The sequence below is a fragment of the Gymnodinialimonas mytili genome (assembly GCF_037544085.1).
In the GTDB taxonomy this organism is placed as follows: Bacteria; Pseudomonadota; Alphaproteobacteria; order Rhodobacterales; family Rhodobacteraceae; genus Gymnodinialimonas; species Gymnodinialimonas mytili.
Genome location: NZ_JBBIFW010000002.1, coordinates 598,484 through 625,155 on the forward strand (window position 1 = coordinate 598,484; position 26,672 = coordinate 625,155).

General features: G+C 62.2%; 28 protein-coding genes. 14 read left to right on the forward strand and 14 right to left on the reverse strand.

Translation table 11 applies throughout. The annotated features are described in order from the left end of the window. Positions 1-46 precede the first annotated feature (46 nt). Positions 47-667, reverse strand: coding sequence for a YdeI/OmpD-associated family protein (locus V8J82_RS12465; RefSeq protein ID WP_339975670.1), 621 nt, complete (start codon positions 665-667; stop codon positions 47-49). Between the two features lie 233 nt (positions 668-900). Next, entirely contained in the window at positions 901-2,964 is a 2,064-nt protein-coding gene (locus V8J82_RS12470; protein ID WP_339975671.1) for a bifunctional sulfate adenylyltransferase/adenylylsulfate kinase, read from the reverse strand. A 197-nt stretch (positions 2,965-3,161) separates the two neighbouring features. On the opposite strand from V8J82_RS12470, the gene V8J82_RS12475 reads away from it, so the two are divergent. Continuing rightward, a complete protein-coding gene (locus V8J82_RS12475; protein WP_339975672.1) occupies positions 3,162-3,842 on the forward strand; it encodes a phosphatase PAP2 family protein in 681 nt (226 codons plus the stop codon). Positions 3,843-3,848: 6 nt separating this feature from the next. On the opposite strand, the gene trxB is transcribed toward V8J82_RS12475, so the two are convergent. Continuing rightward, complete coding sequence (gene trxB / locus V8J82_RS12480; RefSeq protein ID WP_339975673.1) at positions 3,849-4,838, reverse strand: thioredoxin-disulfide reductase; 990 nt, start codon at positions 4,836-4,838, stop codon at positions 3,849-3,851. Between the two features lie 228 nt (positions 4,839-5,066). On the opposite strand from trxB, the gene V8J82_RS12485 reads away from it, so the two are divergent. Beyond that, on the forward strand, positions 5,067-5,567 hold the full coding sequence (locus V8J82_RS12485; protein ID WP_339975674.1) for an Lrp/AsnC family transcriptional regulator: 501 nt from the start codon (positions 5,067-5,069) through the stop codon (positions 5,565-5,567). 6 nt (positions 5,568-5,573) lie between these two features. After that, the gene (locus V8J82_RS12490; protein ID WP_339975675.1) at positions 5,574-7,592 is read left to right on the forward strand and encodes a tetratricopeptide repeat-containing sulfotransferase family protein; all 2,019 of its coding nucleotides are present in this window, start codon (positions 5,574-5,576) and stop codon (positions 7,590-7,592) included. 81 nt (positions 7,593-7,673) lie between these two features. Here V8J82_RS12490 and V8J82_RS12495 read toward each other — a convergent pair whose 3' ends face one another. From V8J82_RS12495 to lgt, 4 genes are all read right to left on the reverse strand, one after another. Then, positions 7,674-7,805 (reverse strand): hypothetical protein, encoded by a 132-nt coding sequence (locus V8J82_RS12495; protein ID WP_339975676.1) that lies wholly within the window; start codon positions 7,803-7,805, stop codon positions 7,674-7,676. Positions 7,806-8,018: 213 nt separating this feature from the next. Continuing rightward, positions 8,019-8,789 (reverse strand): peptidoglycan editing factor PgeF, encoded by a 771-nt coding sequence (gene pgeF / locus V8J82_RS12500; RefSeq protein WP_339975677.1) that lies wholly within the window; start codon positions 8,787-8,789, stop codon positions 8,019-8,021. Further along, positions 8,786-9,841 (reverse strand): class I SAM-dependent methyltransferase, encoded by a 1,056-nt coding sequence (locus V8J82_RS12505; RefSeq protein ID WP_339975678.1) that lies wholly within the window; start codon positions 9,839-9,841, stop codon positions 8,786-8,788. The genes pgeF and V8J82_RS12505 overlap by 4 nt, the downstream gene beginning before the upstream one ends. Continuing rightward, positions 9,838-10,746, reverse strand: coding sequence for a prolipoprotein diacylglyceryl transferase (lgt, locus tag V8J82_RS12510; protein WP_339975679.1), 909 nt, complete (start codon positions 10,744-10,746; stop codon positions 9,838-9,840). The genes V8J82_RS12505 and lgt overlap by 4 nt, the downstream gene beginning before the upstream one ends. Positions 10,747-10,864: 118 nt before the next feature. Between lgt and V8J82_RS12515 the strand changes: the two genes are divergently transcribed. The 5 genes from V8J82_RS12515 (at position 10,865) to V8J82_RS12535 (ending at position 14,221) form a co-directional block, all read left to right on the forward strand. Beyond that, positions 10,865-11,110, forward strand: a complete 246-nt coding sequence (locus tag V8J82_RS12515; RefSeq protein WP_339975680.1) for an accessory factor UbiK family protein — start codon at positions 10,865-10,867, stop codon at positions 11,108-11,110. Between the two features lie 396 nt (positions 11,111-11,506). Beyond that, a complete protein-coding gene (locus V8J82_RS12520; RefSeq protein ID WP_339975681.1) occupies positions 11,507-12,010 on the forward strand; it encodes a type III secretion system chaperone family protein in 504 nt (167 codons plus the stop codon). Between the two features lie 119 nt (positions 12,011-12,129). Further along, positions 12,130-12,939, forward strand: a complete 810-nt coding sequence (gene proC, locus V8J82_RS12525) for a pyrroline-5-carboxylate reductase (protein ID WP_339975682.1) — start codon at positions 12,130-12,132, stop codon at positions 12,937-12,939. Further along, the gene (locus V8J82_RS12530; protein ID WP_339975683.1) at positions 12,936-13,277 is read left to right on the forward strand and encodes a tRNA-binding protein; all 342 of its coding nucleotides are present in this window, start codon (positions 12,936-12,938) and stop codon (positions 13,275-13,277) included. Before proC ends, V8J82_RS12530 begins: the two co-directional genes overlap by 4 nt. Beyond that, the gene (locus V8J82_RS12535; protein ID WP_339976040.1) at positions 13,274-14,221 is read left to right on the forward strand and encodes a 2-hydroxyacid dehydrogenase; all 948 of its coding nucleotides are present in this window, start codon (positions 13,274-13,276) and stop codon (positions 14,219-14,221) included. Before V8J82_RS12530 ends, V8J82_RS12535 begins: the two co-directional genes overlap by 4 nt. Here the strand turns inward: V8J82_RS12535 and V8J82_RS12540 are convergent. The 3 genes from V8J82_RS12540 to V8J82_RS12550 form a co-directional block, all read right to left on the reverse strand. Then, on the reverse strand, positions 14,218-14,814 hold the full coding sequence (locus V8J82_RS12540) for a GNAT family N-acetyltransferase (RefSeq protein WP_339975684.1): 597 nt from the start codon (positions 14,812-14,814) through the stop codon (positions 14,218-14,220). The genes V8J82_RS12535 and V8J82_RS12540 overlap by 4 nt on opposite strands. Positions 14,815-14,889: 75 nt before the next feature. Continuing rightward, positions 14,890-15,273 (reverse strand): hypothetical protein, encoded by a 384-nt coding sequence (locus V8J82_RS12545; protein WP_339975686.1) that lies wholly within the window; start codon positions 15,271-15,273, stop codon positions 14,890-14,892. Continuing rightward, positions 15,257-15,874, reverse strand: a complete 618-nt coding sequence (locus tag V8J82_RS12550; RefSeq protein ID WP_339975687.1) for a thymidine kinase — start codon at positions 15,872-15,874, stop codon at positions 15,257-15,259. Before V8J82_RS12550 ends, V8J82_RS12545 begins: the two co-directional genes overlap by 17 nt. Before the next feature lie 109 nt (positions 15,875-15,983). On the opposite strand from V8J82_RS12550, the gene V8J82_RS12555 reads away from it, so the two are divergent. Continuing rightward, positions 15,984-16,466 (forward strand): hypothetical protein, encoded by a 483-nt coding sequence (locus V8J82_RS12555; RefSeq protein ID WP_339975688.1) that lies wholly within the window; start codon positions 15,984-15,986, stop codon positions 16,464-16,466. A gap of 123 nt (positions 16,467-16,589) precedes the next feature. On the opposite strand, the gene V8J82_RS12560 is transcribed toward V8J82_RS12555, so the two are convergent. The 4 genes from V8J82_RS12560 to V8J82_RS12575 all read right to left on the reverse strand — a co-directional run bounded on the left by V8J82_RS12560 (position 16,590) and on the right by V8J82_RS12575 (position 20,808). Next, the gene (locus tag V8J82_RS12560; RefSeq protein WP_339975689.1) at positions 16,590-17,351 is read right to left on the reverse strand and encodes a hypothetical protein; all 762 of its coding nucleotides are present in this window, start codon (positions 17,349-17,351) and stop codon (positions 16,590-16,592) included. A gap of 6 nt (positions 17,352-17,357) precedes the next feature. Then, positions 17,358-18,755, reverse strand: a complete 1,398-nt coding sequence (locus tag V8J82_RS12565) for a selenium-binding protein SBP56-related protein (RefSeq protein WP_339975690.1) — start codon at positions 18,753-18,755, stop codon at positions 17,358-17,360. Positions 18,756-19,098: 343 nt separating this feature from the next. After that, positions 19,099-20,076, reverse strand: coding sequence for an HpcH/HpaI aldolase/citrate lyase family protein (locus V8J82_RS12570; protein ID WP_339975691.1), 978 nt, complete (start codon positions 20,074-20,076; stop codon positions 19,099-19,101). A gap of 78 nt (positions 20,077-20,154) precedes the next feature. Further along, complete coding sequence (locus tag V8J82_RS12575) at positions 20,155-20,808, reverse strand: response regulator transcription factor (protein ID WP_439650059.1); 654 nt, start codon at positions 20,806-20,808, stop codon at positions 20,155-20,157. Positions 20,809-21,029: 221 nt separating this feature from the next. Between V8J82_RS12575 and V8J82_RS12580 the strand changes: the two genes are divergently transcribed. From V8J82_RS12580 to glyA, 5 genes are read left to right on the forward strand one after another with little or no spacing between them, the layout of a single operon-like run. Continuing rightward, complete coding sequence (locus V8J82_RS12580; protein WP_339975692.1) at positions 21,030-22,277, forward strand: pyridoxal-phosphate-dependent aminotransferase family protein; 1,248 nt, start codon at positions 21,030-21,032, stop codon at positions 22,275-22,277. 35 nt (positions 22,278-22,312) lie between these two features. Then, positions 22,313-23,512 (forward strand): malate--CoA ligase subunit beta, encoded by a 1,200-nt coding sequence (locus V8J82_RS12585; protein WP_339975693.1) that lies wholly within the window; start codon positions 22,313-22,315, stop codon positions 23,510-23,512. Next, complete coding sequence (sucD, locus tag V8J82_RS12590) at positions 23,509-24,396, forward strand: succinate--CoA ligase subunit alpha (protein WP_339975694.1); 888 nt, start codon at positions 23,509-23,511, stop codon at positions 24,394-24,396. The genes V8J82_RS12585 and sucD overlap by 4 nt, the downstream gene beginning before the upstream one ends. Next, positions 24,396-25,367: a 2-hydroxyacid dehydrogenase gene (locus V8J82_RS12595; RefSeq protein ID WP_339975695.1), complete on the forward strand. Its 972-nt coding sequence runs from the start codon at positions 24,396-24,398 to the stop codon at positions 25,365-25,367. Before sucD ends, V8J82_RS12595 begins: the two co-directional genes overlap by 1 nt. 12 nt (positions 25,368-25,379) lie before the next feature. After that, positions 25,380-26,666: a serine hydroxymethyltransferase gene (gene glyA, locus V8J82_RS12600; protein ID WP_339975696.1), complete on the forward strand. Its 1,287-nt coding sequence runs from the start codon at positions 25,380-25,382 to the stop codon at positions 26,664-26,666. The last annotated feature ends 6 nt before the right edge of the window (positions 26,667-26,672 follow it).

Genomic DNA, 26,672 nt, shown 5'->3' on the forward strand with positions numbered 1-26,672 from the left:
GTGAAGCGGAGCATCGGCCCTCGCCAAGAAGACGATTATGGGACCGTCAGTGAAACTTCTCGCGGCGATCCAACTGCTGCAGCATTTTCTGCATTCTGGCCGCTCTCGTTTCCGGTTTCTTCGCTGTCTTCAATCGGTAGTAGATTGGGTAGAGGTTCTTCCTATCCAGAGTTTGGAAGAATTCCTTAGCGACCGGATGCTGCTCCAAGGCCTCCAGGAAATCAGCAGGTATCTCCAACTCGGCTTGCCCTGCATAGGCGGCGTCCCATCGGCCATCGGCTTTTGCTTCCTCCACATGCCGCAGACCAGCCGCTGACATATTGCCGTCGGCGATCAACTTCTCAGCGTGTTCCTTGTTCTTCTGCGACCAGTTTGATTTCGCTCGTCGTGGTGTGAGGCGTTGCAGGTAAGAGACATCGTCAAGGGGCTTCTTCTGTCCGTCGATCCACCCCCAAGCGATGGCTGCGACAACACAATCCCGCCAAGTTACGGAGGCCCTGCCAGCACCTTTCTTAAAGATGCGTACCCACAGTTCCTCGACCTGACTGTGGTTGTTCTCCAGCCAGCCATTGAGTTCAGCGGGTGTTGCAAACTCTGAATGCTCCATGACCGAACCGTACCACGAATCGGTATGGCGATGACGCCTCAAAGCCTCGTCAGTCGACATTCGCCGCGGCGCGGCCGCTTGGTAGGATTGGGCTCGAAGCAGACCTTTACGACGCGGCAGGCGGATTAGACTCTAGCCGGCACGCGTTTTAGTTATCGACCGCTGGGGTCGTGTCAAAATCGTCTCATGGCATAGGTTGGTGCGATTGTAAGTTGGAACTTCGACTGCATGAGTGGGCGAACGGAGCGCATTGGCGTGAGAATCCGCACGCGCTCCGTTCAGGCCCACCAGTCTCACGCCGCGATCAGGCCCATGCTTTCCAGCTTCAGCAGCACCTGCTGCGCGCAGTAATCGACATCGACGCTTTCGGTGTCGACGACCAGTTCCGCCGCGGTTGGCGCCTCGTAGGGGTCGGAGATCCCGGTGAATTCCTTGATCTTCCCTTCCCGCGCCAGCTTATACAGGCCCTTGCGATCCCGGCGTTCGCATTCCTCGATCGAGGTGGCCACATGGACCTCGACGAAGGCCCCGAACTGCTCGATCTCCTCACGCACGGCGCGGCGCGTCGCGGTGTAGGGCGCGATGGGGGCGCAGATCGCGATCCCGCCGTTTTTGGTGATTTCCGACGCGACATAGCCGATGCGGCGGATGTTCAGATCGCGGTGTTCCTTGGAAAAGCCCAACTCGCTCGACAGGTTCTTGCGCACCACATCGCCGTCCAGCAGCGTCACCGGGCGACCGCCCTGTTCCATCAGCTTGACCATGATCGCGTTGGCAATGGTCGATTTGCCCGAGCCGCTGAGCCCGGTGAAGAATACCGTAAAGCCCTGTTGCGAGCGCGGCGGCGAGGTGCGGCGCAATTCGCGAACCACTTCGGGGAACGAGAACCATTCCGGGATCTCTAGCCCTTCTCGCAGACGGCGGCGCAATTCGGTGCCCGAGATGTTCAGGATCGTGACATTGTCGCGATCCGCAATCTCGTCATTGGGCTCGTATTGGGCGCGTTCCTGCACATAGACCATGTGTTTGAAATCGACCATTTCGATGCCGATCTCCTCCTGATGTTCGCGGAACAGATCCTGCGCATCATAAGGCCCGTAGAAATCCTCCCCGGCGGAGTTCTTGCCGGGCCCGGCATGGTCGCGGCCCACGATCATATGGGTGCAGCCATGGTTCTTGCGGATCAGCCCGTGCCAGACGGCCTCCCGCGGGCCGGCCATGCGCATCGCAAGATTCAGCAGGCTCATCGTCGTGGTTGCGGCGGGATATTTATCCAGCACCGCCTCGTAGCAGCGAACGCGGGTGAAGTGATCGACATCACCCGGTTTGGTCATGCCGACAACCGGATGGATCAACAGGTTGGCCTGGGCTTCTTTTGCGGCGCGGAAGGTCAGTTCCTGGTGCGCGCGGTGCAGCGGGTTGCGGGTCTGGAACGCCACGATCCGGCGCCAGCCGAGCTTGCGGAAATAGGCGCGCAGTTCGTTCGGCGTGTCGCGGCGGGCGCGGAAATCATAGTGGATGGGCTGCTGGATGCCGGTGATCGCGCCGCCCAGATAGACGGGGCCAGCAACATTGTGCAGGTAGTTGACGGCCGGATGGGCCAGATCGTCGGCGCCATAAACCTTCTCGGCCTCGCGCGCTTTGTTCGGCACCCATTTGTCGCTGATCGACAGGATCGCGAGGATCACGCCCTCGGCGTCACGCAGGGCGATATCCTGCCCTGCCTCGACGCTCTCGGCAAAGGCTTCGCCTACATCCAACGTGATCGGCATCGGCCAAAGCGTGCCATCGGCCAGGCGCATGTTTTCCACGACGCCCTCGTAATCCTCCTGCCCGAGGAAGCCTTTCAGCGGGTTGAAGCCGCCATTCATCAACAATTCCAGATCGCAGACCTGGCGCGGGGTCAGATCCCAGGACGGCAGATCCGCCGCCTCATTCTTCAGTTTCTGTGCGCTGTCGTAGGAGACATAAAGTTCGGGGATCGGGGCATGAAGCGACATTGCCATGGAAAGCGTCCTGTTCTTTGGAGGGCTAAGCTTGTGCGCGGTGCCGGTCAGTTCGGCGTGAAGCGCGTTATATTCATCGAATTTGCGGGTAAGGAAGTGTTCGGTCAGGCGGCGTTTTTCGGTCGCGCCCCGTGTGGTCAGGCCATAGGCGACCCTCTGGCGTCGGTCCGGGCTGTTCCGGTCCAGGATCTGAACCAGCCCTCTGTCAGAGGCCCGCCGCAATACAGCATTCAGGCGACCCAAGCTGATCCCCAGCCCGGTTGCGATCTGACGTTGCGACGCATCGGGCGCCGTATCGATCTGGCGCAACAGCCGAAACAGAAGGTCATCATCGTGGGGCAGGGTGGCCATGGCGAAGCGGGTGCGACTCAAAGTTTGTTCATTTGTGAACGCACCTAGAGGAAAACTGTGTCAGATCCAAGGCAAGACTTCGCTTCTCACTAAAATTGTAAGATTTGTCCGCCCCGCCCCGCCTATCGCCGAGCGACATTGCGCAGTGTCATATTTTCGTTACATAAAGGTGCGCGCGCGAAGTATTGGTAACGTCAATGGACGAAGTATTGTTTTTGTGGCTGAACGCGCTTAGCGGTCTCAGCCCCGTATTCGATGGATTTCTCTCAGCCACGCGGATGGAATTGATCAAATCGGTCCCGTTCATGCTTGCCCTATGGGGCTTATGGTTTTGGGACCGGGACGACACGGAAAGGCGGCAGCGGCGCGAGCGTCTTTTGGCCGCTCTTTTTTGTGCCGTCCCAATTATTGGGGTCACCCGGGCCATTGCCAACGCCACGCCTTTTTCCGCGCGTCCGATCCATACCGAAGGGCTTGAAATCAATCTAATTGCCGGACAAAGCGCCTCGGCGCTCGAAGGGTGGAGTTCGATGCCCTCCGATCATGCAAGCCTGTTTTTCGGTTTCGCGCTGGCAATCCTCATGATCCACCGGAGTGTCGGCTGGGTCTTGTTGATCTGGGCTGTGATCGTCGTGTCGATCCCACGCGTCATATTGGGGCTGCACTGGCCGTCAGACATTCTGGCCGGGTGGGCGCTTGGCGGCGCCCTTGCGCTTTTGCTGATGCGACCTGTGACCGCTTTGGTCGAAGCGTCGAGGATCGTGCCCTATTTTGAGCGGCGGGAAATGATCGGTTTCCCGCTGCTGTTTCTGGCGACCTACGAATTTGCCCAGATGTTCGGCACGGTTCGGGTGTTGATCAGCCGCTTGATCACCTGACGACGATCATTCCGCCGCCGGTGCTGCATAGGCCCCGGCATCGGCAACCTCTTCGCCCTCCATCTCGGCAAGGAATTTCTCGGCATCCAGCGCGGCCATGCAGCCCATCCCGGCACTTGTTACAGCCTGGCGATAGATATGGTCGGTCAGATCACCCGCCGCGAACACACCGGGGATCGAGGTGCGCGTTGTGCCAGGTTCGACCTTCACATAGCCGCCATTGTGCATCTCAAGCTGGTCCCTCACCAACTCGGTCGCGGGCGCGTGGCCGATGGCCACGAAGAAGCCCTTGCACGGGATCTCGGTGATCGCGCCGGTCTCGACATGTTTGGCGCGAATGCCCTCGACGCCACGGGGATTGTCACCGCCGACCACTTCGTCAACTTCGTGATTCCACAGCAGCTCGATCTTGGGGTTCTTGAACAGGCGATCCTGCATGATCTTTTCCGCGCGCAGGCTGTCGCGGCGATGGATCAGGGTGACCTTGCTGGCGAAATTGGTCAGGAAGAGCGCCTCTTCCACCGCCGTGTTGCCGCCACCGACCACGACGATCTCTTGCCCGCGATAGAAGAACCCGTCGCAGGTGGCGCAGGCGCTGACACCGAAGCCCTTGAAATGCTCTTCGGAGGGCAAGCCCAGCCATTTCGCCTGGGCGCCCGTCGCCAAGACAACCGCATCGGCGGTATAGGTCGTGCCGCTATCGCCCTGGGCCACAAAAGGCCGCACCGACAGATCCAGCGATGAGATGTGATCGCCGATGATCTCGGTCCCCATTTCCTTGGCATGGGCCTCCATCCGCACCATCAGATCGGGGCCCATCACGCTGTTGTCGCCGGGCCAGTTTTCCACATCGGTTGTGATCGTCAGCTGCCCGCCCGGCTGAATGCCCTGCACCAGGATCGGTTCCAACATCGCACGGCTGGCATAGACCCCGGCCGTATAGCCCGCAGGACCAGAGCCGATGATCAAAAGGCGGGTATGGCGTGTGTCACTCATCTCGGTCGTCCCCCAAAGCTCACAGCGTCGATCCACGCCATATATGCGGTGGCGCCGGGTGAGGGAAGCCCCGAAGCCGTTGCGGACCGTGCCCCTCACGCTCTTGCGATAAACTCTGGTTTCATGGCTCGGCAGCTATTCCAATTCTTGCGCTGGCGTGAAATAAAGTTGCGCAAACAGGCAAGCGCGCGGTTGATCTCGAAATTGCGCGCAAGGGGATCGACCGATATGCAAAATGCAAAACTTGACCCGATCGACCGGAAAATTCTGGCCGAGCTGCAAAGCGACGGGCGCATGACCAATGTGGAGCTTGCCAAACGCGTCGGGATCTCGGCGCCGCCCTGCCTGCGCCGGGTGCGCACGCTGGAAGAGGCGGGGTTCATCAAGGGCTACCATGCCGAAGTGGATGCGCGCGAGTTGGGATTCGAGGTGCAGGTCTTCGCGATGGTCGGCCTTGCCAGCCAGGCCGAGGCCGATCTGGTCGCCTTCGAGGAGCGCTGCAAGGATTGGCCCCTGGTCCGCGAATGTCACATGCTGAATGGCGAGATCGACTTCATCCTGAAATGCGTCGCGCCGGATCTGTCCTCGTTCCAGTCGTTCCTGACCGGGGAATTGACCTCAGCGCCCAATGTCGCCTCGGTGCGCACCTCGCTGGTGATCCGCGTCGCCAAAGACACGCCCGGTGTGCCGTTCGATGTGATAGAAGATCGATTGGCCCAGACGGCCTGACACGCCATGACATTGCAAAGCCCAGACCCGACCCGGCAATTCCAAGACGGGCTCGCGCGGTTTCGCGCGGGCCGTGTGGCCGAGGCGCGTGCCCTCTTTGAAGCATTGCTGAAAACCCATCCCAATGCGCCGGATCCCTTGTTTCATCTGGGCCGGTGTCTGGTTGCCGAGGGCGACCGCAAAGGCGCCATGGCCGCCTTTCAGACCGCGTTGAAAGGCAAACCCAGTGACGGGCCGATCTGGCGCGCGCTGCATGGGCTGCTGAAAGGGCCCGCCAAGGCCAAGCTGGAACGCCAGGCCGCCAAGGCCAAGATCGCCCTCGGCCTGGAAGAGCAGGTGCGTCCGATCCTGTCGGCCATCACCAAGGGCCGCGCGGCGCAGGTGGAACGCACTGCTGTGGATCTGGCCCGCGCGACACCCGGCGCCTTCTGGCCCGCTTTGGCCCTGGGCGAGGTCTGGCTGGCGCTCGGCAAAGCCGCCACCGGCCCGTTGGAAATGGCGCGCAGTGTGGATCCGGACCATCCGCGCGGGAAATTGGCACTGGCGCGTGCCTATCTGGCGCTCGGCAAAGTGGGCCGGGCCGAGGCATTGTTGGACCAAAACGCGCCGGGCCACGCGGTGGCTCTGGCGCGGCTCTACCGCGATATCGCGCGGCCCGAAGCGGCGGTGGCGCTGCTGCGCGACAGCAAAGCCAAAGGCGTGTCCGTCGAGCTGGCCCTGTCGCTTGCGGCCTGTGGCGAGAGTGACGCCGCCCTGAAAGCGGCGGATCGCGCGGTGTCGCAAGGGGCCGATAAAGCCGCGCTCTATCGGCAGGTGGCCTATGGGTTGGAAAGCGCCGGTGATGTGGCGGGTGCCGAGCGGGCCTTGGATGCCGTCTTGGCCGTCCGGGCAACTGCACCATTGCTGACGCACCGGGCGCAATTGGATCAATCGGCAGGGGATATGGCGGCGGCAGAGGCGCGTTTGGCGGAGGCTATCGCTGCCGACCCGACCCATGGTGAGGCATTTCGGGCCTATGCCAACGGGCGCAAAGTCGCTGCCGATGATCCGGTCTTTGCACAGCTTCAATCCGCGCTGGACCGTCCGGATCTGCGCAAGCCCGACCGGGCCCGCTTGCATTTCGCTGCAGCCAAAGCCGCCTGGGATCAAAAGCGCGACGGCGATGTGTTTACCCATCTGACCACCGCCAACCGTCTGATGGCCGAGAGCTATCCCTACTCGTTCGATGCCGATCTGGCCCAGGCACGCCTGTTGGTCGGCGATGCCTCGGTGGTGGACGGCGTGCGCAGGGATGGGCCCGATGCGCCGGTGATCTTCGTCACCGGCCTGCCGCGTTCGGGCACGACCCTGGTCGAGACGATCCTTGCCGCACATCCTTTGGCGCAGGCCGGCGGTGAGATGCCGTTTCTGTCCCGCGCCTTGGTCCCGGCGATGGAAGCGCTGCGGGATGGCACGGCGCAGCCGGATCTGTTCGCGGCTGCCGGGCGCCGCTATCTGCGTGCCGCGCGCCGCCGGGCGGGGGATGGGGTGATCGTCGACAAGGCGATTTCTACGTTCTCGCGGATCGGTCATACGCTGGCCGCCTTGCCGGGTGCCAACATCGTCCTGGTGCGCCGCGATCCGCGCGATACCGGATTGTCGCTCTACCGCAACATGTTCCCCGAGGGCCTGCACCGCTATGCCTATGATCTGACCGCCATGGGCCGCTACATCAGGCTGCACGAAGCGGTCGCGGATTTCTGGCATCAACGTTACCCGGACCGGGTCCATCTGATCGAATATGAGGCGCTGACCCAAGACCCTGAACCACAGATCCGTGCCCTGCTTGAGGCCGTGGGCCTGCCCTGGGATGGGGCCTGCCTGGCGCCCGAAGCCGCGTCCCGGCGGATCCAGACGCTCAGCTTCGCGCAGGCCCGGCAGCCTATCGGAACGGCATCGATTGCCGGATGGCAGAAGTTCGAGACTGAATTGCAGCCGCTGCTGGATGCGTTGGAGTATCAGGTGGATCTGACGCCGGACGGCTAGGCGCGGCAGCGTTGCACAACACAAAAAGGCGGCCATTCTAGCCGCCCTTCGCAAGCATTTGCGATATTTGTGTGGCCGCTGTTATTCGGCGGCAGTCAGGGGTCGTGACTTTGCCACGCGCCGTACATTCCGCGCCTTACGCGTCCACGGCATCTCGATCTGCTCAACTTTCGCTTCTTTCAGGATGGTTTTCATCCAACGCTGGGTTTTCATATGCCTTGTCCTTCAGCCGCGGGTTGTCATGTCTCGCAACCAAAGTGCTTCAGCTTTTCGTCAGTCTTGAGGCAAAAACCTTGAGGTCACGTAAACAATCTGGGCGATTTCAGGGCGCGTCCCGGCGCAAACCCCTTGTTTTCAACGAAACTGCGCGGGCGGATCTGTAAAATTGTGCTGAAAATGCGGCACGTTGCGCGTGTCTGGCGTCGCTTAAAGTCGAATCGCCGACATGAGTCGGCCGTAATCGGCCTCGCCGCGATGGGTGGTGCGGCGGAAGGAATAGAACAGCCGCTCGTCGTCATAGGTGCAATGCCCGCTCCAGGCGGCCTCTGCGACACCGGCGGCGCGCAGGCGGCCCAATCCGTAGCCCGGCAGATCGAACTGATATTTGCCCGGGGCGCCATTGCCGAAATACCGGGCCGAATTGGGATCATCGTCCAAGAAGCGCTCGATAAGGTCTTGCCCAACCTCATAGGCGCGTTGGCTGATCGAGGGGCCGATCACAGCGCGCACCCGATCCACCCGTGCGCCGAGGCGCTCCATCGCGGCAAGCGTCGCCTCCAACACTCCGTCCAGCGCGCCGCGCCAGCCCGCATGGGCCGCGCCGATCACCCGCGCCTGCGGGTCGTGAAACAGCACCGGTTGGCAATCCGCGGTCAGGATCGCCAAGGCCAGGCCCGGCACGGCTGTCACCGCGGCATCGGCGCGGGGCCGCTCCGTCAGAGGGCCATCGACGATCACCGCCTCGGCGGAATGGACCTGATGCAACGTCACCAGATGATCTGGTGCCACGCCCATCGCATCCGCCACTTTGAGACGATTCATCGCAACGATCTCGGCCTGATCACCCGAGCCCTGGCCGCAATTCAGCCCCTCGAACACGCCGGTCGACGCCCCGCCTTGCCGTGTGAAAAACCCGTGTTTCACGCCCTGCAGAAGCGGCGAGGTCACGGGATCGAGGCGAAGGGTGGTGACCGTCATTCGGGCGGCTCCAGGGCAGGGGGGCGTTGGGCGCTGGCGGGCAGTAGGGCGAGCACTTTGAACAACGTCCCCATTTCACCCGGGTGCGTCAACCGTCTGTGCGCTGCGATGTGATCGTCAAGCGCCGCACCGCTGAGCGACTTGGCCAGGGCCTGCGCCCGGCCCGTGATGCCCAGCCGCTCCAAAAAGACGCCTTGCGGGATCGGGCCAAAGGCCTGGGCGGGTGCCGCGGCCTGGGCCAGAGGGGCAAAGGCCACATGGGCGGTCAGATCGGCCTGCCCGGGCGCGGCCAGCGGGTCGGCATAGGCATGACCTGCGACCGCCTGGAACGTATCGCCCCGGCTGACGGCGTCGCCATAATCCACGATCAACGCGCCGCCGCCATGGCGCGCGACCCGGCGCCCGATCTCTTCGGCAATGGCGATGGCGGGCGCACAGGTCTCGACAATCTGGCCGGGCGTATAGGTGTCGGCTACGTCCAGCGGCGCGGGTGGGGCGAGGCCCCAAATCAGGTCCCCGTCCTCGGCTCCGATCTGGCGCTCTTGCCAATCGCCGACATCACTCATCTGGAATTGCCGGATCGGCAGCGCGTCGAAAAACTCATTCGCCACCAGGAATACGGGCGCCTCTGGCAGATCGGCGATGCTGTCATGGTGATGCACCTCTCTGCCCGCAAGCGTTTCGGTTTGCGCGCGGCGCAGCACGGGCGACGCCTCGATCAAATGCACCGCCATCGCGTCATGGAACCCCGGCACCGCCTGCGTGGCGCGCAGGATATCGGCCATCAGCGTTCCGCGGCCCGGCCCAAGCTCGGCCAAGATCCCCTTCGGCTGTCCTTGATCCATCCAAACCTGCGCCAGCCAGAGGCCCAGCAGTTCCCCAAACATCTGCGAAATCTCGGGCGCCGTCACAAAATCGCCGCCGTGTCCCAACGGATCGCGGGTGGCGTAATAGCCATGCTCGGGGTCGAACAGGCATTCGGCCATGTAATCGGCCACGCTGATCGGTCCCAACCGCGCGATCCGGCGGATCAACCGCGCTTTGAGGCTCATGCGCGTTTGGCCCGCGCGGCCAGCCAGATCCCCGCCAGGATCATCGGGATCGTCAGGATCTGACCCATCGTCAAGCCGATGCTGGGCGACAATGCGATGGCGAAGCCGATGGGATTGTCGGGTGAGGTGAATTGTTCGTCCGGTTGGCGGAAGAATTCCACGAAGAACCGCGAGGCGCCGTAGATCAGCAAAAAGCCCCCCGTCAGAGCGCCGGGGCGTTTCAGCCAACCGCGCCGATAGGCCAGATACAGCAGGATCACGCCCATGATCAGCCCTTCCAGCAGTGCCTCGTAGAGTTGACTGGGATGGCGCGCGCAGTAGGTCAGGCCCAGATATTCGACCAGCCCTTCTGGCCCAGGGCAATCTTGCGCCGCTTCGCCGGGAAAGATCACCGCCCAGGGCGCGTCGGACGCGCGCCCCCACAATTCGGCGTTGATAAAGTTCGAGATCCGGCCAAAGAACAGCCCTACCGCAATCACCATCGACATCGCATCGGCCACCTGAAGCGGCGGTGCGCCGATGCGGCGGCAATAGATCAGGGCGGCGATCGTCACGCCCAGCAAACCGCCATGGAACGCCATCCCGCCTTCCCAGATTTGTGGGATCAGCCAGGGCTCGGCCAGAAATTGCGCGGGGTCGTAGAACAGAACATATCCCAGGCGCCCACCTATAATCACACCCAGAACCACCGCGGTCAGCAGGCCCTCGACCTGTACGGGCTGCATCGGTGCCACATCGCCGGGCCACAGTGCGGGCCGCTTCATCGCCCGCCAGATCATCCACCATCCGATGACCAGCCCCGCCAGATAGGCCAGCGCATACCACCGGAGCGCGAAACGGAACCATCCCAGATCGATCGAAAACAGCTCCGGCGAGAGCGGGGGGAACGGGATGGCCAATAGCATCGGGTCACCTCTTGCGAATACGCTGGCCCGGGGGATGCGGGGCGGCTGCGACGAAGTCAACCTTGATCCCAGGCGGCGCTCCGCCCATATCGGGATTGTGAGTTAAAGGAGCGCCGCGATGCAGACCCGCAATAAAATCATGGACGATCTGAGCCAGCTGATGACCAACGCCATGGGCGTGGCCCAGGGCGCGAAGGATGAGGCCGAGACGGCCATGAATTCCATGATGGACCGGTGGCTGGCGAGCCGGAACCTGGTGACGCGCGAAGAATTCGACGCCGTCCGGGCCATGGCGCAAAAGGCCCGCGAGGAAAACGAGGCGCTCAAGGCGCGCATCGCGGCGCTGGAAGGCGAAGCCAAGTGATCATGTGCCTGGCGCGGTCCGAGGCCTGCGCCTGCCTTTCTAAGGCCTGAGGTCTGCGGGCCGCTGAATGCTGCGATGTGACCTGCGTTTCGCCACCAGACTCACCTGCCACAAAATTCATCGAAAAAAAGTTCTACACAGGGTCGCCCGCACGCTCCGCACACATTGTGGAGCGTTTTGTGTGAGCCCCAATATGTTGTGGGTATCTCGGCGAATTAGGGTGTCACCATATTTCCTTAACAAAAATACTCCTTTACAGAACCGCCCCAACACCGCACCATATTTCGTAGGGATTGAGGCCGAGCAGCCCAGCCCTTGAAAGACACCCAGCTATTTGTGGGCGTCTTGGGATTAAACAACCAAGGCCCCGCTGGCTGCCAACCAGGACTGGGGCCCATGTCGCAAACCGAACACTACTTCGATATCGAAGAGCTTCACCCAATCGACATTGTCGAAACGCTTGCCGCCCACCACGATTGGGATTTCGACCGCGTTGCCGATGATCAGATCGCCATGGCCATCGAAGGCCAGTGGCGGACCTATTCGATTACGCTCGCGTGGTCGTCCTATGACGAAACACTGCGCATGATCTGCACCTTCGAAATGGATCCGCCTGCGGAAACAATGCCAAAGCTCTACGAGGCGCTGAACCTCGTCAATGACCGCTGCTGGGCGGGGGCCTTTACCTATTGGGCCGCGCAAAAGCTGATGGTCTACCGCTATGGCCTGGTGCTTGCCGGGGATCAGCTGGCCTCGCCCGATCAAATCGCTTGCATGGTCGAGACGGCGGTTCTTGCAGCAGAACGCTACTATCCCGCGTTCCAACTGGCCCTGTGGTCGGATCGCACCCCGGACGAGGCGATGGATGTCGCCATCTGCGAAGGCTACGGGCGCGCCTAGTCATCTAGGCTGATGCATCTGCGCAACCTCGGCTTGGGTTAATCCACAGGCTGGGGTGGTATCCCGGCCCCTATGCTCTACACCTTTTGGTTGATAGATGCTCAGGGGGAGCTGCACCCATGGATATGGCGCAGGTGAATAGCCGCGGTCTGGTGATGCTGGGCTGTGGAAAGATGGGATCGGCCATGTTGCGCGGCTGGATAGATCGCGGATTGGCGCCCGGCTCGGTCAATGTCATCGACCCGTATCCGGCAGAATGGCTGGCCGGGGCCGGAATCACTGTCAACGGTGATCTGCCCGAAGATCCGGCGATCCTGCTGATCGCCGTCAAACCCCAGATGATGGACGACGCGCTGCCCCATGCCACCCAGTTCGGCGGCGGCAATACGCTGATTCTGTCGGTTGCGGCAGGTACCCCGATCCACGCGTTCGAGGCCGCGTTTGGCCCCGGCACACGGATCATCCGCTCAATGCCCAACACGCCCTCCGCCGTGGGCAAGGGGATCACCGCCGTAGTGGGCAACAGCCTGTCCACACCCGAAGATCTGGATCTGGCCGAGGCGCTTTTGTCCGCCATCGGGCAAGTCGTTCGCCTGCGCAGCGAGGATCAGATAGACGCGGTTACGGGGATTTCCGGCTCGGGCCCGGCCTATGTGTTCTACCTGATCGACGCGCTCGCGGCGGCGGCACGGGCCGAGGGCCTGCCGCAAGAGATGGCGATGCAGCTTGCCAAAGCCACCGTCGCAGGCGCAGGCGCGCTGGCCGAACAGGCCGAAGAAACGCCCGAGCAATTGCGCATCAACGTGACCTCGCCCAATGGCACGACCCAGGCGGGGCTAGAGGTGCTGATGGGCGAAAACGGTCTGGCGCCGCTGATCCGCCGCACGGTTGCCGCCGCCACCGCGCGCAGCCGGGAATTGCGGAGATGAGCGATCAGATCGATTTCGACCAGTTCCTGGCCGTCGATATCCGCGTCGGGACGATCACCCGCGCCGAAGATTTCCCCGAGGCGCGCAAACCCGCCATCAAGCTCTGGGTCGATTTCGGGCCCGAGATCGGCGAGAAAAAATCCTCCGCCCAGATCACCGCGCATTACACCCCCGACGGCCTGATCGGAAAGCAGGTGGTCGCCGTGGTGAATTTCCCGCCGCGCCAGATTGGGCCGATGAAGTCCGAGGTTCTGGTTCTGGGCTTGCATGACAGCGCGGGGGGCGTAGTCTTGTTGGCCCCGGATCACCCTGTGCCGAACGGAGAACGGATGTGCTGAAACTGCTGGTGTCCCGGCGCTTGCCGGAAAGCGTGATGGAGGCCGCCGCCGCCCGGTTCGACGTGACTTGCCGCGACACGACCCTGCCCATGGATCACGCCGAATGCGTCGCCGCCCTGCGCGACTATGATTTCGCACTGCCTACTTTGGGCGATGCATTCACCGCACAGGCCTTTGACGCGGCAGGAGACATTCGCACCAAGCTGCTGGCCAATTTCGGCGTCGGCTACAATCACATCGATGCAGGTGCCGCGCGCGAGGCTGGCGTCGAAGTCTCCAACACGCCGGGGGCCGTGACCGATGCGACTGCCGATATCGCCCTGACCCTGATCCTGATGACCGCGCGCCGCGCGGGTGAGGGGGAGCGTCTGGTGCGGGCGGGCGCCTGGGATGGCTGGCATCCGACGCAGATGCTGGGCCTGCACGTGACGGGCAAGACCGTCGCGGTGATTGGCATGGGGCGCATCGGGCAGGCGATTGCCCGGCGCTGTCATTTCGGCTTTGGCTGCCGGATCGTCTACGTGAACCGCTCGCCCAAATCGGTGGATTTCCCGGCAGAACAGCTTCCGATGGTCACGGCCCTGGTGGGCGCGGATATCGTCGTTTTGGCGACGCCCGGCGGGGCCGAGACCCATCACCTGATCGGCAGCGACGAATTTGCGATGATGCAGCGCCACGCGATCTTCATCAATATCAGCCGCGGCGATGTGGTGGACGAGGCTGCGCTGGTCGCAGCCTTGGCCGTTAAGCGGATCGCCGGTGCGGGGCTGGACGTCTATGAATTCGAACCCGCCGTGCCCGCGGAACTGCGTGAGATGGAGAATGTGACCCTGCTGCCGCATCTGGGCACCGCCGCGTTGGAGGTGCGTGAGGCGATGGGGATGATGGCGCTCGACAACGTTATCGCCGTGGCCGATGGGAAACCGGCACCCAACGCAGTCTAGACCGGGCGCTCCATCCGGGTGGCGCTGCTAAAGCCGAACAGCCAGCTCAGCGGGCCCAGGCGTTCGACGCCCTTGGCCAGAAAACCCTTCCGCTCATAAAGTTGCCGGGCGCGCGGATTGGTGTCGATCACGTCCAGCCGCACCGCCCGCAGATCGCGGCGGGCCGCCTCGGCGCAGATTGCCTCCAACAGCATACTGCCCAGACCGCGCCCGCGGGCCTCGGGCGCCACGCAGATCCCGTCCATCAAAAGGATCTCTGGCTCCACCTGACGTTCCAGCAGGCTCAGCAAGGGCGCACGCCACAGCGTGCCGGGCCAGCCATGGATCTGCGCCAAATCCTGCAAGTCGCCGCCGATCAGCGCGCCGTCTTCGGTTTTGAACCCAGCCAGGCCAAGAAGCTGCCCATTCGCATCGGTGACGGATAGCGCGAAATCGGGGTTCAGAACCGGGGCCAAAAAGGCCAATGCGCGTGGCGCGGGGCCAAGCAATTTGCCAAGCTTGCCGCCAAAGGCCTCCCAATACAACGCCGCGGCCTTGTCCCTCTGATCCTCGGGAAAGCCGGCGCGCAGGTGAAGATCGGTCTGATCTGCCATCATGCGAAGCATATGGGGTGGCGCGTGCGACACCAAAAGGGGGTGCTGCGACGTAAGATTACGCGTGCAACGTGCCTACGGCGCCGCGCAAAGTTCAGCGCGGTCGGCCCACGCGATCATGCAGCCCATTTGATCGAAGCTCAGCAGCAGATCGTTTTCGTCATCTGTGGAAAACGGCAGCGCGGGCTGGACCTGAATGCGAAGACCTGCCTCGGGGCACGGAACTGCGGGACGGGGCGCCGTGGACCAACCGCGCGCCTCGGCGGCGGCCAGCACGTCGTCGCGAGATACACAGCCCGCGAAGGACAGATCCGCCAGAAACCCCGCCGCGGCGAGGCTGTGGGCCTGGGTTCCGGCATCGATCGCGAAGAAATCGATCCGGCGCAGATTGTCCCAGACCAGCAACAGCAACAGCAGCCAGGGCAGGATGATGAAGCCGATCTTAAATGTGCGACGCATCGGCAGCACCGGCGCGCGGCGCATCGCCGATGGCCTCGCGGAAATGCTTGCGGCAGAGCGAGACATAGCGGTCATTGCCGCCGACCTCGATCTGGGCGCCTTCGGTCAGCGCCTCTCCGGCCTCGTTCACGCGGATCACCATGGTGGCCTTTTTCCCGCAATGGCAAATCGTGCGCACCTCACGCATCTCATCGGCCAGTGCCAGAAGTGCGGCAGAGCCGGGGAACAGCTCGCCCCGGAAATCCACGCGCAGCCCATAGGCCATCACCGGCACGCCCAGATCATCCACCGCGCGCGCCAATTGCCAAACCTGGTCGCGGGTCAGCCAATGGCTGTCATCGACCATCACGCAATGGCAGGGCCCCTCGGCCAGCCGCGCCTCGATCTTGGCATAGAGGTCATCACGATCCGAAAACGGGTCCGCCTCGGCGGTGATCCCGATCCGCGACCCGATCAATCCATGCGATCCCGCGCGGTCATCGAAATCGGCGATCATCAGATAGGTCTGCATCCCCCGTTCGATGTAATTGTAGGAGGCTTGCAACAGCAGGGTCGATTTCCCCGCATTCATTGTCGAATAATTGAAGTAGAGCTTGGCCATGGCCCTGTCTTTGCATTAGCCCCTGCCGAGGCGCAAGGGAGCGTTGCCCGTTGAGTTGACGGGTGCGGGGAAAGCGGGTTTCCTGCGGGTTCAGATAAGGAATGCGATGATGGCGGAAACGGCGGCAACAGCCCGGGGATATCTGAAACGGCATACGGAGCGCCTGATCAAGGATGTGGGCTTCGCCCAGGCCTGCGAATTGACGGGGCGTTCGAAGGCGACGCTGGGGCGGTATTTTTCGGAAGCTGACGAACATGCGGACCGATTCATTCCTGTCGATGCGGTGGCGGCCCTGGAAGGGGCGTCGAGCTTTCCCCATGTGACCGCCGCCTTGGCTGAGTTGAATGGCGGGCAGATGTCCTACGGGTCGGACCGCCGCAATTCGATGCGCGACGATGATGGCGGTGGGGTCAATTCCAACGTGATTGCCCTCAGCCAACGCTTTGCGATGTTGATGGGCGAGTATCACCAGTCGATTGAGGATGGGGTGATTTCGATCAATGAGGCGCGGCGGCTGCTGGAAGAGACGCTGGAACTGCAGAAGGTTCTGGTGGAGATGAAGCTGCGGCTGGAGGCCGATAGCCGCGCCTAGATCAGGGGTTGCGCCCGCTGTCGCGGTCGCCCGGCGCTTGGGGGAGCTTTCCCCCAAACCCCCTGTTGAGAGGGGGCTGTCGGCCCCCTCTCAAACTCTCCCCGAGGCGCCGCGGCATCGGATCTAGTGTTGCCAGAACAGCGCGATAGCGCCCACCGCGATCAGGCTCGTCGCCCAGACCACATCCAGGTTGAACCAGCTTTGGCGCAGGAATTTCAGGCCGACCCAATGGTAGACGCCGATGGCGAACCCACCCCCGCTGAGCATCATGGCCGCGGTGTGGATCAGCGAAACCGCCAGAGCGATCAGGATGTTGCCGCCGATCAGGCTTTCGGCGGCGGCATGTCCTGTATCGGTCTCGACTGTGCCGCAAATGCCCAGATAGATCGGCACCAGCATCAGCCCGGCCCCGTGGGCCATCGCCGCCAGAAAGGACCACAGCGCCAGGCGGTTGGGCCGGATGCGCGCCAGGATCCGCGGGTGGCGGCGATTGATCAGCAGGTAGGCCCCCAGGCCAATCACCAGGATCGCCGCGCCGGTTTGGATCTGGCTTTGGTAGCGGACCAGTTCGAAGAGAAGTGAGAAGGGTAGCAGGATCAGCAGCATCGCCAAGAGATGCCCCAGCGCCAGCGCGCCGAGCGCGCGGTAGAGACTGCCCGTTGCGGACAGGGCCCGCAGCCCTTGGGCGAACGGTGACGCCGCGATCGAAGGCCCGACAGCGACGGGCTGGCCGATGGGCGCCGCCGGGCGCCGCTTTTCCGCACCGCCCTCCATCAGCGCCGCCGAGACCGCCAGGGGCCAGCCCATGCCGGGATTCACGCCGTGATAGATGCCTGAGATAACGACGGCCCACCACAGGGCCGCCGCGGTGTCGAGCCCCTCCATCGAGGCTTACACGTTCGGATAGCAGAAGCTATCGGTCGAACAATCGCCGCCCTCCAGACGGATCTGGTGACTGCGGTAGCCTTCGGGAAACTCGACCCAGAAATCGTTCAGCGTCAGCCCGCCATTTTCGCCCACCTCGGCGCAGACCATCGCCGCACCGCGGTCACCGGGATAGAACTGATCATCCCAGGTGGAATAGAGCGAATTCGTCCAGTAGACGCGTTTGCCGTCGCGGGAAATCTCGACCATCTGGGGCCCATAGCCGAAATCTTTCCCATTGGGATGTTTGGTCTTTTTGACGATCCCGCCGATCTCGACCTTGCCCGCCAGAACCGGGTTCATCGGGTCGGAGACGTCATATTGGTGCATCTCGCCCAGGCCCCAGCAAGCCACATAAAGGTACTTGTCATCAAGGCTCAGGTCGATATCAGTGACCAGCGGCGGTACTGCACCAAACCCCTTCAGCAGATCGGGCAGGTCGTCCGCATCGGCGGGGACCGGATCAATGGTAATCGTCTTCTTGGCCTGCCATTCGCCATCCTCATCCCGCCACCAGGTGAAGATCGCGCCTTGCAGATTGGTCGTGTCGACCACCACGCCGCAGAACCCGTATTCCTTGACCGGATCATGGGCGGGTCGGATCTCCAGCGCCATCTGGTGATTTTCACCCAGATCGATGCTCTTCGTCACTTTCCGCCCACGCAAATCCCAGAAATGGATTGTGTGGCCGTATTTGTTGCTCAGCAGATCCTCGGGCACCACGCCGTTCTCGAATTGCGGCGGCAGGCCCCATTCGGAACTGACCATGTAATCGCGCGGCAGGTTCCACCAGAAATCGTAATGCTTGTCCTGGATGCCGCGATCCATCTCATACCGGCCCAGGATATCGAAGGTCTCACAATCCATGATGAAGATGCCGGGCGGGCCATCGGTGCCGTCTTTGCCGCCACCGCCAAGCGTGCTGACATAGATGCCTTCGGGCCCGCAATGGATCGTGTGGGGGCGGGAATAGCCGGTCTTCTCGAACAGCTCTTCCGGTTCGATGATCTTGTGGATCTTGGCCTCCAGCGGATCTTTCACATCGATGATGTAGATGCGGCTGGACCGGATGCCCGGAATGATCAGATAGCGCCGCTCCAGAAAGGCGTGGCCCGTCAGCGGCGACAGGGCGGAGGAACAGGCATTCCAACCGAAATGGTGGAACTCGTCGCCCAGATTCGGCACGTAAAGCTCGTGCACGATCTGGCCGTATTTGTCCGAGGTCGGGTCCACATTCACCACCGCAAGCCCATCAGGTTTCGATCCATCCGGACTGAGCATCAGCGTGAAGGCCAGTGTTTCCACAGGCGCCTCCATCGCCATCTTGGCGGAGGGATAAAAGGTCGGATCAGGGCGTAAATTCATGGTCGTTCTCCTCCCAAAGAACAGGTGATTTCGTGGTGATCGTCTCGCTTGCTTCAAATGTCAGACATTTAAGCTGGCACAGGATTCGCATTGACGCAAAGGAAATTCGCGCCTGGGTTGTGTCTGGGAGGGTGGGGCAAAGGCGCCCAGCGCGGCATTGTCCGCCTGTCAAAAAGGCGCAACGTGCCACCGCACGTGTTGTGTCCGATGTCGGTTCTTAGCGTCAGAACGGACCCCTGCCATGGTCCGCTCTGACGCTGTCTGAGTGTCGTTCAGCGTGGTCGATGCGTGATGGATCAGCTCACAGCGTCTTGGCCCGCAGTGCCAGAACTGCGCCCTTTCATCACCCCGCCGAGATCTGCTTCGCTTTCTCGACCAATACTTCGGCTTGCCGGATCGAAGCGTAATCGATGAGGCGCCCGTCGAGGCTGACGGCGCCCTTGCCTGCGGCTTCGGCCTCGGCCATTGCGGCCAGGATGCGCTGCGCCTTGGTGATTTCGGCGTCCGACGGGCTCATGACCTCATTGGCGAGGGCGATCTGGCTGGGGTGGATGGCCCATTTGCCCTCGCAGCCCAGGACGGCAGCACGGTAGGCGGCGGCCTTGTAGCCGTCAGCGTCCTGGAAGTCGCCGAAGGGTCCGTCGATGGGGCGCAAGCCATTGGCGCGGGCGGCCACGACCATGCGGGCCAGCGCATAGTGCCACATGTCGCCCCAATGGGTGGCGCGGTTACCGCTCTCGTCGGGGTCGGTGAGCACCGCATAATCCTCGTTCACGCCGCCGATGATCGTGGTGCGGGCGCGGGTCGAGGCGGCATAATCCGCAACCCCAAAATGCAGGCTCTCGTTGCGCTTGGAGGCGCCGGCAATCTCGGTGATATTCTGCATGCCCAAGGCGGTTTCGATGATGTGCTCGAAGCCGATGCGCTTTGAGTAGCCTTTCGCGTCTTCGATCTGCGTCACCATCATGTCCACGGCGTAGACATCTGCCGCGGTGCCGACCTTGGGGATCATGATCAGGTCGAGCCGTTCGCCGGCCTGTTCGACCACATCCACCACATCGCGATACATGTAGTGGGTGTCGAGCCCGTTGATGCGCACGGACATGGACTTGTTGCCCCAGTCGATCTCATTCAGGCCCTTGATGATGTTCTTGCGGGCCTGCTCCTTTTCGTCCGGGGCGACCGCATCTTCAAGATCCAGAAAGATCACATCCACATCGGATTGGGCCGCCTTTTCAAACATTTGCGGCTGGCTGCCCGGCACAGCCAGTTCCGAGCGATTGAGACGGCCTGGCGCTTGGGTCACGGGGTGAAACGACATGAGTCGAACCTTTCGAATGGTCATATTGTTGCGCGAGAAAGGTCAGCACAGACACATTCTGTCAAGGCGGGTTTCGGTCTATCTGGGTATACCGTTCGGCGCTTTTTCCAGCGCCAGACGCGACGAATAATAGAACGCAATCGCCTGCGCCCGGTTCTTGACGCTCAGCTTTTCGTAGAGGTTCGAGAGATGGAATTTTACGGTGTTGATCGTGATATCCAGCTCTTTGGCAAGCTCTCGGTTGGTCAGGCCCTTCGACAACGCCTCCAGCATGGCCCTTTCTTTTCGGGACAATTGGTGGATTGGATCGCTTTGCAAATCGCGGATATCGAGGAATGGAAACACCATCTTGCCCGCCGCGACATCGATACAGGTCTCCATCAGCGTTTCCGCATCGCTCGACCGCGGGGCAAAGGCGGCGGCACCCGCCGTCATCGCCAGGCGCGGCAGATCGCCGGTATCCTCGGCATAGACAACAATGCGCGGGGCATTGGCCTGGTCGCGTAACACTTCGATCAGCTTGGCCCCCCCAAGCACTGGCAGGGTCCAGTCGATCACACCGACCTGAACCGGCACCCGCATCACCGTACCCAGAAAGCCCTCCGCCGTCGCGGCGGTGGCCACCAGAGAGAATCGCGGATCGCGATCAATCAGCTCGGACAGCGCCGACAGGACCAGCGGATTACCGTCGGCCAGCATGATGTCGATCGGAGATCCCGTTTCATTAACCATCTGATTTAGTTGCCTAGTTCTTAACAAACTACCCATTCGGGTGGGTCAATTTTCAGTATACAACCGTATATTTGGACTTATGGGTAGTATTTTTCCTACCCAAATAGATACCCATAAGTAGGACTAAGGGGCGTTTTCTTTCTTCGCAACGTATTTATCACCTGTGACTGCGGCTTTTGGAGCAACTAAGTTTCGCAAGCACAGGTTTCGGAGGAAAGAAAATGTCCAATGCACTCGCATTCCCTCAGCTCGATATCCCGAACACCATCGCCGCTGGCCCCGGCCCGGGCCACACCGATGCCCGCGTCCTGACGCGCTATGCCGGTGCGGGCCTGGCCGATCATATGCATCCGGCGGTCCTGCGCGGCATGGTCGAGTGCAAGCAGATGCTCCGCCAGGTGATGGGGACGGACAACACACACACGTTCGGTGTCGCCGGCACCGGTTGGAGCGGGTTGGACATGATGTTCTCGGTCGTGATGCCGGGCGACAAGGTGGTGATGTTCGTCAACGGCACCTTCTCGGGCATCGACGGGCTGACCCTGCGCATGAAGGCCGCCACGGCTGAGGAGTTGGCGGCCAATTCCCTGGACCCGCAGACCGAAAATGTCGTGATCATCGACGTGCCGCACGGGCAAAGCGTAACCGGCGAGATCGTCGACGCCGCCCTGGCCGAACACAAGCCGAAATGGGCGGCGATGGCCCATTGGGAAACCGGGTCTGGCCGGGTGAACGATTTGCGCGGCTTCAGCGACGCGTGCGAAAGGCACGACGTGATGGGGCTGGTCGACGCGGTCTCAAGCCTCGGGGTCGGCGACTTCCGCATCGATGAGTATCCGGGAATTCACGGCTGGGCGTCGTGCCCGCAGAAAGGCATCTGTTGCCTGCCATTGACCTATGCGCCGGTCTCTTTTTCGGATCGCTATATCGCGACACTGCGCGCCACTGGAACGCGTACCTTCTGTCATCATCCGATCCTTGAGGCGCGGCATTGGGGCATCATCGATGGCAAGGATGTCGACAAGGGCACCTATCACCGAACCCATTCCGCCTACGCGGTGTCGGCCTTCCACGAAGCGCTTCGGATCTGCATCCAGCAGACGATTGCGCAAAGGGCCGCGGATTACACATTCCATGAAGCAGCCTTGAGGGCCGCGGTCCAGGCAATGGGCTGCCACGTGACGTCCAACATGCCGTCGCTGGTCGTGCTGAACCTGCCCGACGCGCTGGCCGGGCGAGAGATGGAGCTGGTGCAGCATTGTCGCGCGCAGGATTTTGGCATCTGGCCCACCCTGTCGGAGCCGGTGCAGGTGCGAATCGGCATCCTCAACCTGCTGTCCGAAGCGGCAATCACCGATATCGTGAACCGCTTTGCCGCCGCTTTGCGCGATCTTGGCGCGCAGGTGGATCAGACGCGCGTCGATGCGGCGTTGCAGCAGCATTACGGCAAGGCGATCGCCGCCGAGTAACGCGAAGCAAATCGACGGTCTTAGGGAGGCGAGACATGGATATCCACGAATATCAGGCCAAGGAAGTGCTGTCGGGCTTCGGGGTCACCGTCCCCGACGGCGCCCTTGCCTACAGCCCCGAACAAGCCGCGTATCGCGCCAGCGAATTGGGCGGCGAGCGTTGGGTCGTCAAGGCCCAGGTTCATGCGGGCGGGCGCGGCAAGGCGGGGGGTGTGAAGGTGTGCAAGACCGATACCGAGATCTATGAGGCCTGCGAGAACATGTTCGGGATGAAGCTGGTCACGCATCAGACCGGGCCCGAAGGGAAGGGTGTCTATCGGGTCTATGTCGAAACCGCCGTCCTGATCGCCAACGAGATCTATCTGGGATTTGTCCTCGACCGTACGACGCAGCGCGTGATGATCGTGGCCTCCGCCGAGGGCGGCATGGAGATCGAGGAGATCTCGGCCGACAAACCCGACAGCATCGTGCGCGCGGTGGTGGAGCCTGCGGTGGGCTTGCGCGAATTCCAGTGCCGCCAGATCGCCTTCAAACTGGGGGTTGAGGCCGCGCTGGTTCCGCAAATGGTCCGCACCATGAAAGGCTGCTATCGCGCCTTTACCGAACTTGACGCGACGATGGTCGAGATCAATCCGCTTGTCATCACCGAAGATCACCGGGTGATCGCGCTCGATGCGAAGATGACCTTCGATGACAATGCGCTGTTCCGGCATCCCCAGATCGCCGAGTTGCGCGACAAAAGCCAGGAGGATCCGCGCGAAAGCCGCGCGGCGGATCGCGGGCTGAACTATGTGGGTCTGGACGGCAATATCGGCTGCATCGTCAATGGCGCGGGTCTGGCGATGGCGACGATGGACACGATCAAACTCGCCGGTGGCGAGCCCGCGAATTTCCTCGATATCGGGGGCGGGGCGACACCCGAACGGGTGGCCAAGGCGTTTCGGCTGGTTCTGTCGGACAAGAAGGTTCAGGCGATCCTGGTGAACATCTTCGCGGGCATCAATCGCTGCGATTGGGTGGCCGAAGGTGTGGTGCAAGCGTTGAAAGAGGTCGAGGTCGACGTGCCTGTGATCGTCCGACTTGCAGGCACCAACGTGGAACAGGGGCAAAAGATACTCGCGCGGTCCGGCCTGCCGATCATTCGCGCCGCCACCCTGCAGGAGGCCGCCGAGCGTGCCGTCGGGGCCTGGAAAAACGACCTTGCGCAGGGTGTGAACATGAGGGCCGCATTATGAGCATTCTTCTCGACAAAGACACCCGCGTCATTGTCCAGGGCATCACCGGCAAAATGGCGCGGTTCCATACCAGGGACATGCTGGACTACGGCACCAATGTCGTCGGTGGCGTCGTGCCCGGCAAAGGCGGCGAGCGTGTCGACGGGCTTCCGGTCTTTGACACGGTGGCAGAGGCGGTTGCGGAAACACGGGCCGAAGCCTCGCTCGTCTTCGTTCCGCCCCCCTTTGCCGCCGACAGCATCATGGAGGCCGCCGATGCGGGCATCCGGTATTGCGTCTGCATCACCGACGGCATTCCCGCCCAGGATATGATCCGCGTGAAACGCTATATGTACCGCTATCCCAAAGAGCGTCGTATGGTGCTGACCGGCCCCAATTGCGCGGGCACGATCAGCCCGGGCAAGGCTTTGCTCGGGATCATGCCGGGGCACATCTATCTTCCGGGCCATGTGGGCATTGTCGGCCGCTCGGGGACGCTTGGCTATGAAGCGGCCAGTCAGTTGAAGGAACGCGGCATCGGCGTGTCGACGTCGGTCGGCATCGGCGGCGACCCGATCAACGGCTCGTCCTTCAAGGACATCCTCGCGCGTTTCGAGAAGGATCCCGATACCCATATCATTACCCTGATTGGTGAGATCGGCGGCCCGCAAGAGGCCGAGGCCGCCGAATATATCCGCGATCACGTGAGCAAACCGGTGGTGGCTTACGTGGCCGGGCTGACCGCACCCAAAGGGCGCACCATGGGGCATGCGGGCGCGATCATCTCGGCCTTTGGGGAAAGCGCATCCGAAAAGGTCGAGATCCTTTCGGCCGCGGGTGTGACGGTGGCCGAAAACCCCGCCGTGATCGGCGCCACAATTGCAAGCGTGATGGAGGCTGCGTGATGACGAAACCAACCGTTCTGGTGACCCGCCGCTGGCCCGCCGCCGTCGAACAAAAGCTGGCCGCACATTACGATGTCGAGTTGAACCGCAGCGATCGCCCCCTGACACCGGACGAGTTTCGCGAGGCGATCCAGCGCTATGATGCCGTTCTGCCCACCGTCACAGACAAGATCGGGGCGCAAGCCTTGGACGTGCCGAAGGCGCAGACCAAGATCCTGGCGAATTATGGTGTCGGCTACACGCATATCGACGTGGAACAGGCCAAGACCCAGGGCATCGCCATCACCAACACCCCCGATGTGCTGTCGGAATGCACCGCCGATCTTGCCATGACGCTGATGCTGATGGTCGCGCGCCGCGCCGGCGACGGCGAGCGCGAGTTGCGGGCCGGGCAATGGGATGGTTGGCGCCCGACCCATCTGATCGGCACCAAGGTGTCGGGCAAGACGCTGGGCATTGTCGGGTTTGGGCGCATCGGTCAGGAAATGGCCAAACGCGCGCATTTCGGGTTTGGCATGAACATCATCGTGTTCAACCGCTCCGCGGTGCGTCCCGATCTGCTGGCCACCTATGGCGCGACCCAGGTCGCCACCATCGAAGAGCTTCTGCCGCTGTGTGATTTCGTCTCGTTGCATTGCCCGGGCGGCGCGGAGAATGCGAAGATGATCAACAGCCGACGTCTGGATCTGATGAAGCCCGACGCGTTTCTGATCAATACCGCCCGGGGCGAAGTGGTTGATGAAGCCGCGCTGGCCCAGGCGCTGATGTTCGACATGATTGGCGGCGCGGCATTGGATGTCTTCGAACGCGAACCGTCGGTCAACCCGATGCTCAGCCAATGCGACAACCTGGTGATGCTGCCCCATCTTGGCAGCGCCACGCGTGAGGCGCGGCAGGCCATGGGCTTGCGCGTGCTCGACAATCTGAACGACTTTTTCGAAGGCAAGGCGCCGCGCGACCGCGTGGCATAGGGAACTGACATCATGAACACACAGCACCGCAGCTTTGGGTTTTTCGCATCCGATCTGGCCGATACCGATCCCGCGATCTTTGGGTCGATCACCCGCGAGCTTGGCCGTCAGCGCGATGAAATCGAGCTGATCGCATCTGAAAACATCGTCTCCAGGGCCGTGATGCAGGCGCAAGGCTCGGTGATGACGAACAAATATGCCGAAGGCTATCCCGGGCGCCGGTATTACGGGGGCTGCCAATATGTGGATGAAGCCGAACGGCTCGCCATCGAGCGGGCCTGTCAGCTGTTTGGATGTGACTTTGCCAATGTGCAGCCCAATTCCGGCAGCCAGGCCAATCAGGGCATATTTCAGGCGCTGTTGCAGCCGGGCGATACGATCCTTGGCATGTCGCTGGATGCCGGTGGCCATCTGACCCACGGCGCCAAGCCCAACCAGTCGGGCAAATGGTTCAATGCCGTCCATTACGGCGTGCGGCCGGAGACGCTGGATGTCGATTACGATCAGATCGAGGCCCTGGCGCTGCAGCATCGGCCGAATATGATCATCGCGGGCGGCTCTGCCATTCCGCGCCAGCTCGACTTTGCCAGGTTCCGCGCCATTGCCGACCAGGTCGGGGCGGTTCTGCTGGCGGATATCGCGCATTTCGCGGGTCTGATTGCGGCGGGTCTTTATCCTTCGCCGTTTCCGCATGTGCATGTGGCGACGACGACCACGCACAAAACCCTCCGCGGGCCGCGCGGCGGCATGATCCTGACCAATGACAACGCTTTGGCCAAGGCGGTCAACTCGGCCATTTTTCCCGGCATCCAGGGCGGGCCCTTGATGCATGTGATTGCCGCCAAGGCCGTGGCCTTCGGCGAGGCGTTGCAGCCCGCCTTCACGGAGTATCAGCGCCAGGTCATCGCCAATGCGCAGGCCCTGGCCGATCAATTGCAAACCGGTGGCCTCAACGTCGTCACCGGCGGGACGGATACCCATCTCATGCTGGTGGATCTCCGGCCCAAAGGCGTCAAAGGCAATATTGCCGAAACGGCCCTTGGCCGCGCGAATATCACTTGCAACAAGAACGGCATCCCGTTCGACAGCGAAAAGCCGACAATCACCTCGGGGCTGCGCCTTGGGTCACCTGCCGCAACCACACGCGGATTTTCCGAAGCCGAGTTCCGCCAGATCGGCGATTGGATCGTTGAAATCGTTGACGGCTTGAAAGCCAAAGACGGCGCCGAGAACGCTGAAGTGGAGGCCAAGGTGAAGGCGCAGGTCATCGAGCTATGCGCAAGGTTCCCGATTTACTAGGCCATA

Excerpts from the sequence above, each read along its gene's own strand:
- V8J82_RS12475 (WP_339975672.1), top strand. The coding sequence starts at position 3,162 with ATGGACGAAGTATTGTTTTTGTGGCTGAACGCGCTTAGCGGTCTCAGC.
- V8J82_RS12520 (WP_339975681.1), top strand. The coding sequence starts at position 11,507 with ATGTCGCAAACCGAACACTACTTCGATATCGAAGAGCTTCACCCAATC.
- V8J82_RS12470 (WP_339975671.1), bottom strand. The coding sequence starts at position 2,964 with ATGGCCACCCTGCCCCACGATGATGACCTTCTGTTTCGGCTGTTGCGC.
- V8J82_RS12560 (WP_339975689.1), bottom strand. The coding sequence starts at position 17,351 with ATGGAGGGGCTCGACACCGCGGCGGCCCTGTGGTGGGCCGTCGTTATC.
- V8J82_RS12540 (WP_339975684.1), bottom strand. The coding sequence starts at position 14,814 with ATGGCAGATCAGACCGATCTTCACCTGCGCGCCGGCTTTCCCGAGGAT.
- V8J82_RS12595 (WP_339975695.1), top strand. The coding sequence starts at position 24,396 with ATGACGAAACCAACCGTTCTGGTGACCCGCCGCTGGCCCGCCGCCGTC.
- V8J82_RS12570 (WP_339975691.1), bottom strand. The coding sequence starts at position 20,076 with ATGTCGTTTCACCCCGTGACCCAAGCGCCAGGCCGTCTCAATCGCTCG.
- V8J82_RS12545 (WP_339975686.1), bottom strand. The coding sequence starts at position 15,273 with ATGCGTCGCACATTTAAGATCGGCTTCATCATCCTGCCCTGGCTGCTG.
- V8J82_RS12580 (WP_339975692.1), top strand. The coding sequence starts at position 21,030 with ATGTCCAATGCACTCGCATTCCCTCAGCTCGATATCCCGAACACCATC.
- pgeF (WP_339975677.1), bottom strand. The coding sequence starts at position 8,789 with ATGACGGTCACCACCCTTCGCCTCGATCCCGTGACCTCGCCGCTTCTG.
- sucD (WP_339975694.1), top strand. The coding sequence starts at position 23,509 with ATGAGCATTCTTCTCGACAAAGACACCCGCGTCATTGTCCAGGGCATC.
- V8J82_RS12555 (WP_339975688.1), top strand. The coding sequence starts at position 15,984 with ATGGCGGAAACGGCGGCAACAGCCCGGGGATATCTGAAACGGCATACG.
- proC (WP_339975682.1), top strand. The coding sequence starts at position 12,130 with ATGGATATGGCGCAGGTGAATAGCCGCGGTCTGGTGATGCTGGGCTGT.
- trxB (WP_339975673.1), bottom strand. The coding sequence starts at position 4,838 with ATGAGTGACACACGCCATACCCGCCTTTTGATCATCGGCTCTGGTCCT.
- V8J82_RS12495 (WP_339975676.1), bottom strand. The coding sequence starts at position 7,805 with ATGAAAACCCAGCGTTGGATGAAAACCATCCTGAAAGAAGCGAAAGTT.
- V8J82_RS12530 (WP_339975683.1), top strand. The coding sequence starts at position 12,936 with ATGAGCGATCAGATCGATTTCGACCAGTTCCTGGCCGTCGATATCCGC.
- V8J82_RS12515 (WP_339975680.1), top strand. The coding sequence starts at position 10,865 with ATGCAGACCCGCAATAAAATCATGGACGATCTGAGCCAGCTGATGACC.
- V8J82_RS12585 (WP_339975693.1), top strand. The coding sequence starts at position 22,313 with ATGGATATCCACGAATATCAGGCCAAGGAAGTGCTGTCGGGCTTCGGG.
- V8J82_RS12575 (WP_439650059.1), bottom strand. The coding sequence starts at position 20,808 with ATGGTTAATGAAACGGGATCTCCGATCGACATCATGCTGGCCGACGGT.
- lgt (WP_339975679.1), bottom strand. The coding sequence starts at position 10,746 with ATGCTATTGGCCATCCCGTTCCCCCCGCTCTCGCCGGAGCTGTTTTCG.
- V8J82_RS12465 (WP_339975670.1), bottom strand. The coding sequence starts at position 667 with ATGTCGACTGACGAGGCTTTGAGGCGTCATCGCCATACCGATTCGTGG.
- V8J82_RS12485 (WP_339975674.1), top strand. The coding sequence starts at position 5,067 with ATGCAAAATGCAAAACTTGACCCGATCGACCGGAAAATTCTGGCCGAG.
- V8J82_RS12505 (WP_339975678.1), bottom strand. The coding sequence starts at position 9,841 with ATGAGCCTCAAAGCGCGGTTGATCCGCCGGATCGCGCGGTTGGGACCG.
- V8J82_RS12490 (WP_339975675.1), top strand. The coding sequence starts at position 5,574 with ATGACATTGCAAAGCCCAGACCCGACCCGGCAATTCCAAGACGGGCTC.
- glyA (WP_339975696.1), top strand. The coding sequence starts at position 25,380 with ATGAACACACAGCACCGCAGCTTTGGGTTTTTCGCATCCGATCTGGCC.
- V8J82_RS12550 (WP_339975687.1), bottom strand. The coding sequence starts at position 15,874 with ATGGCCAAGCTCTACTTCAATTATTCGACAATGAATGCGGGGAAATCG.
- V8J82_RS12565 (WP_339975690.1), bottom strand. The coding sequence starts at position 18,755 with ATGAATTTACGCCCTGATCCGACCTTTTATCCCTCCGCCAAGATGGCG.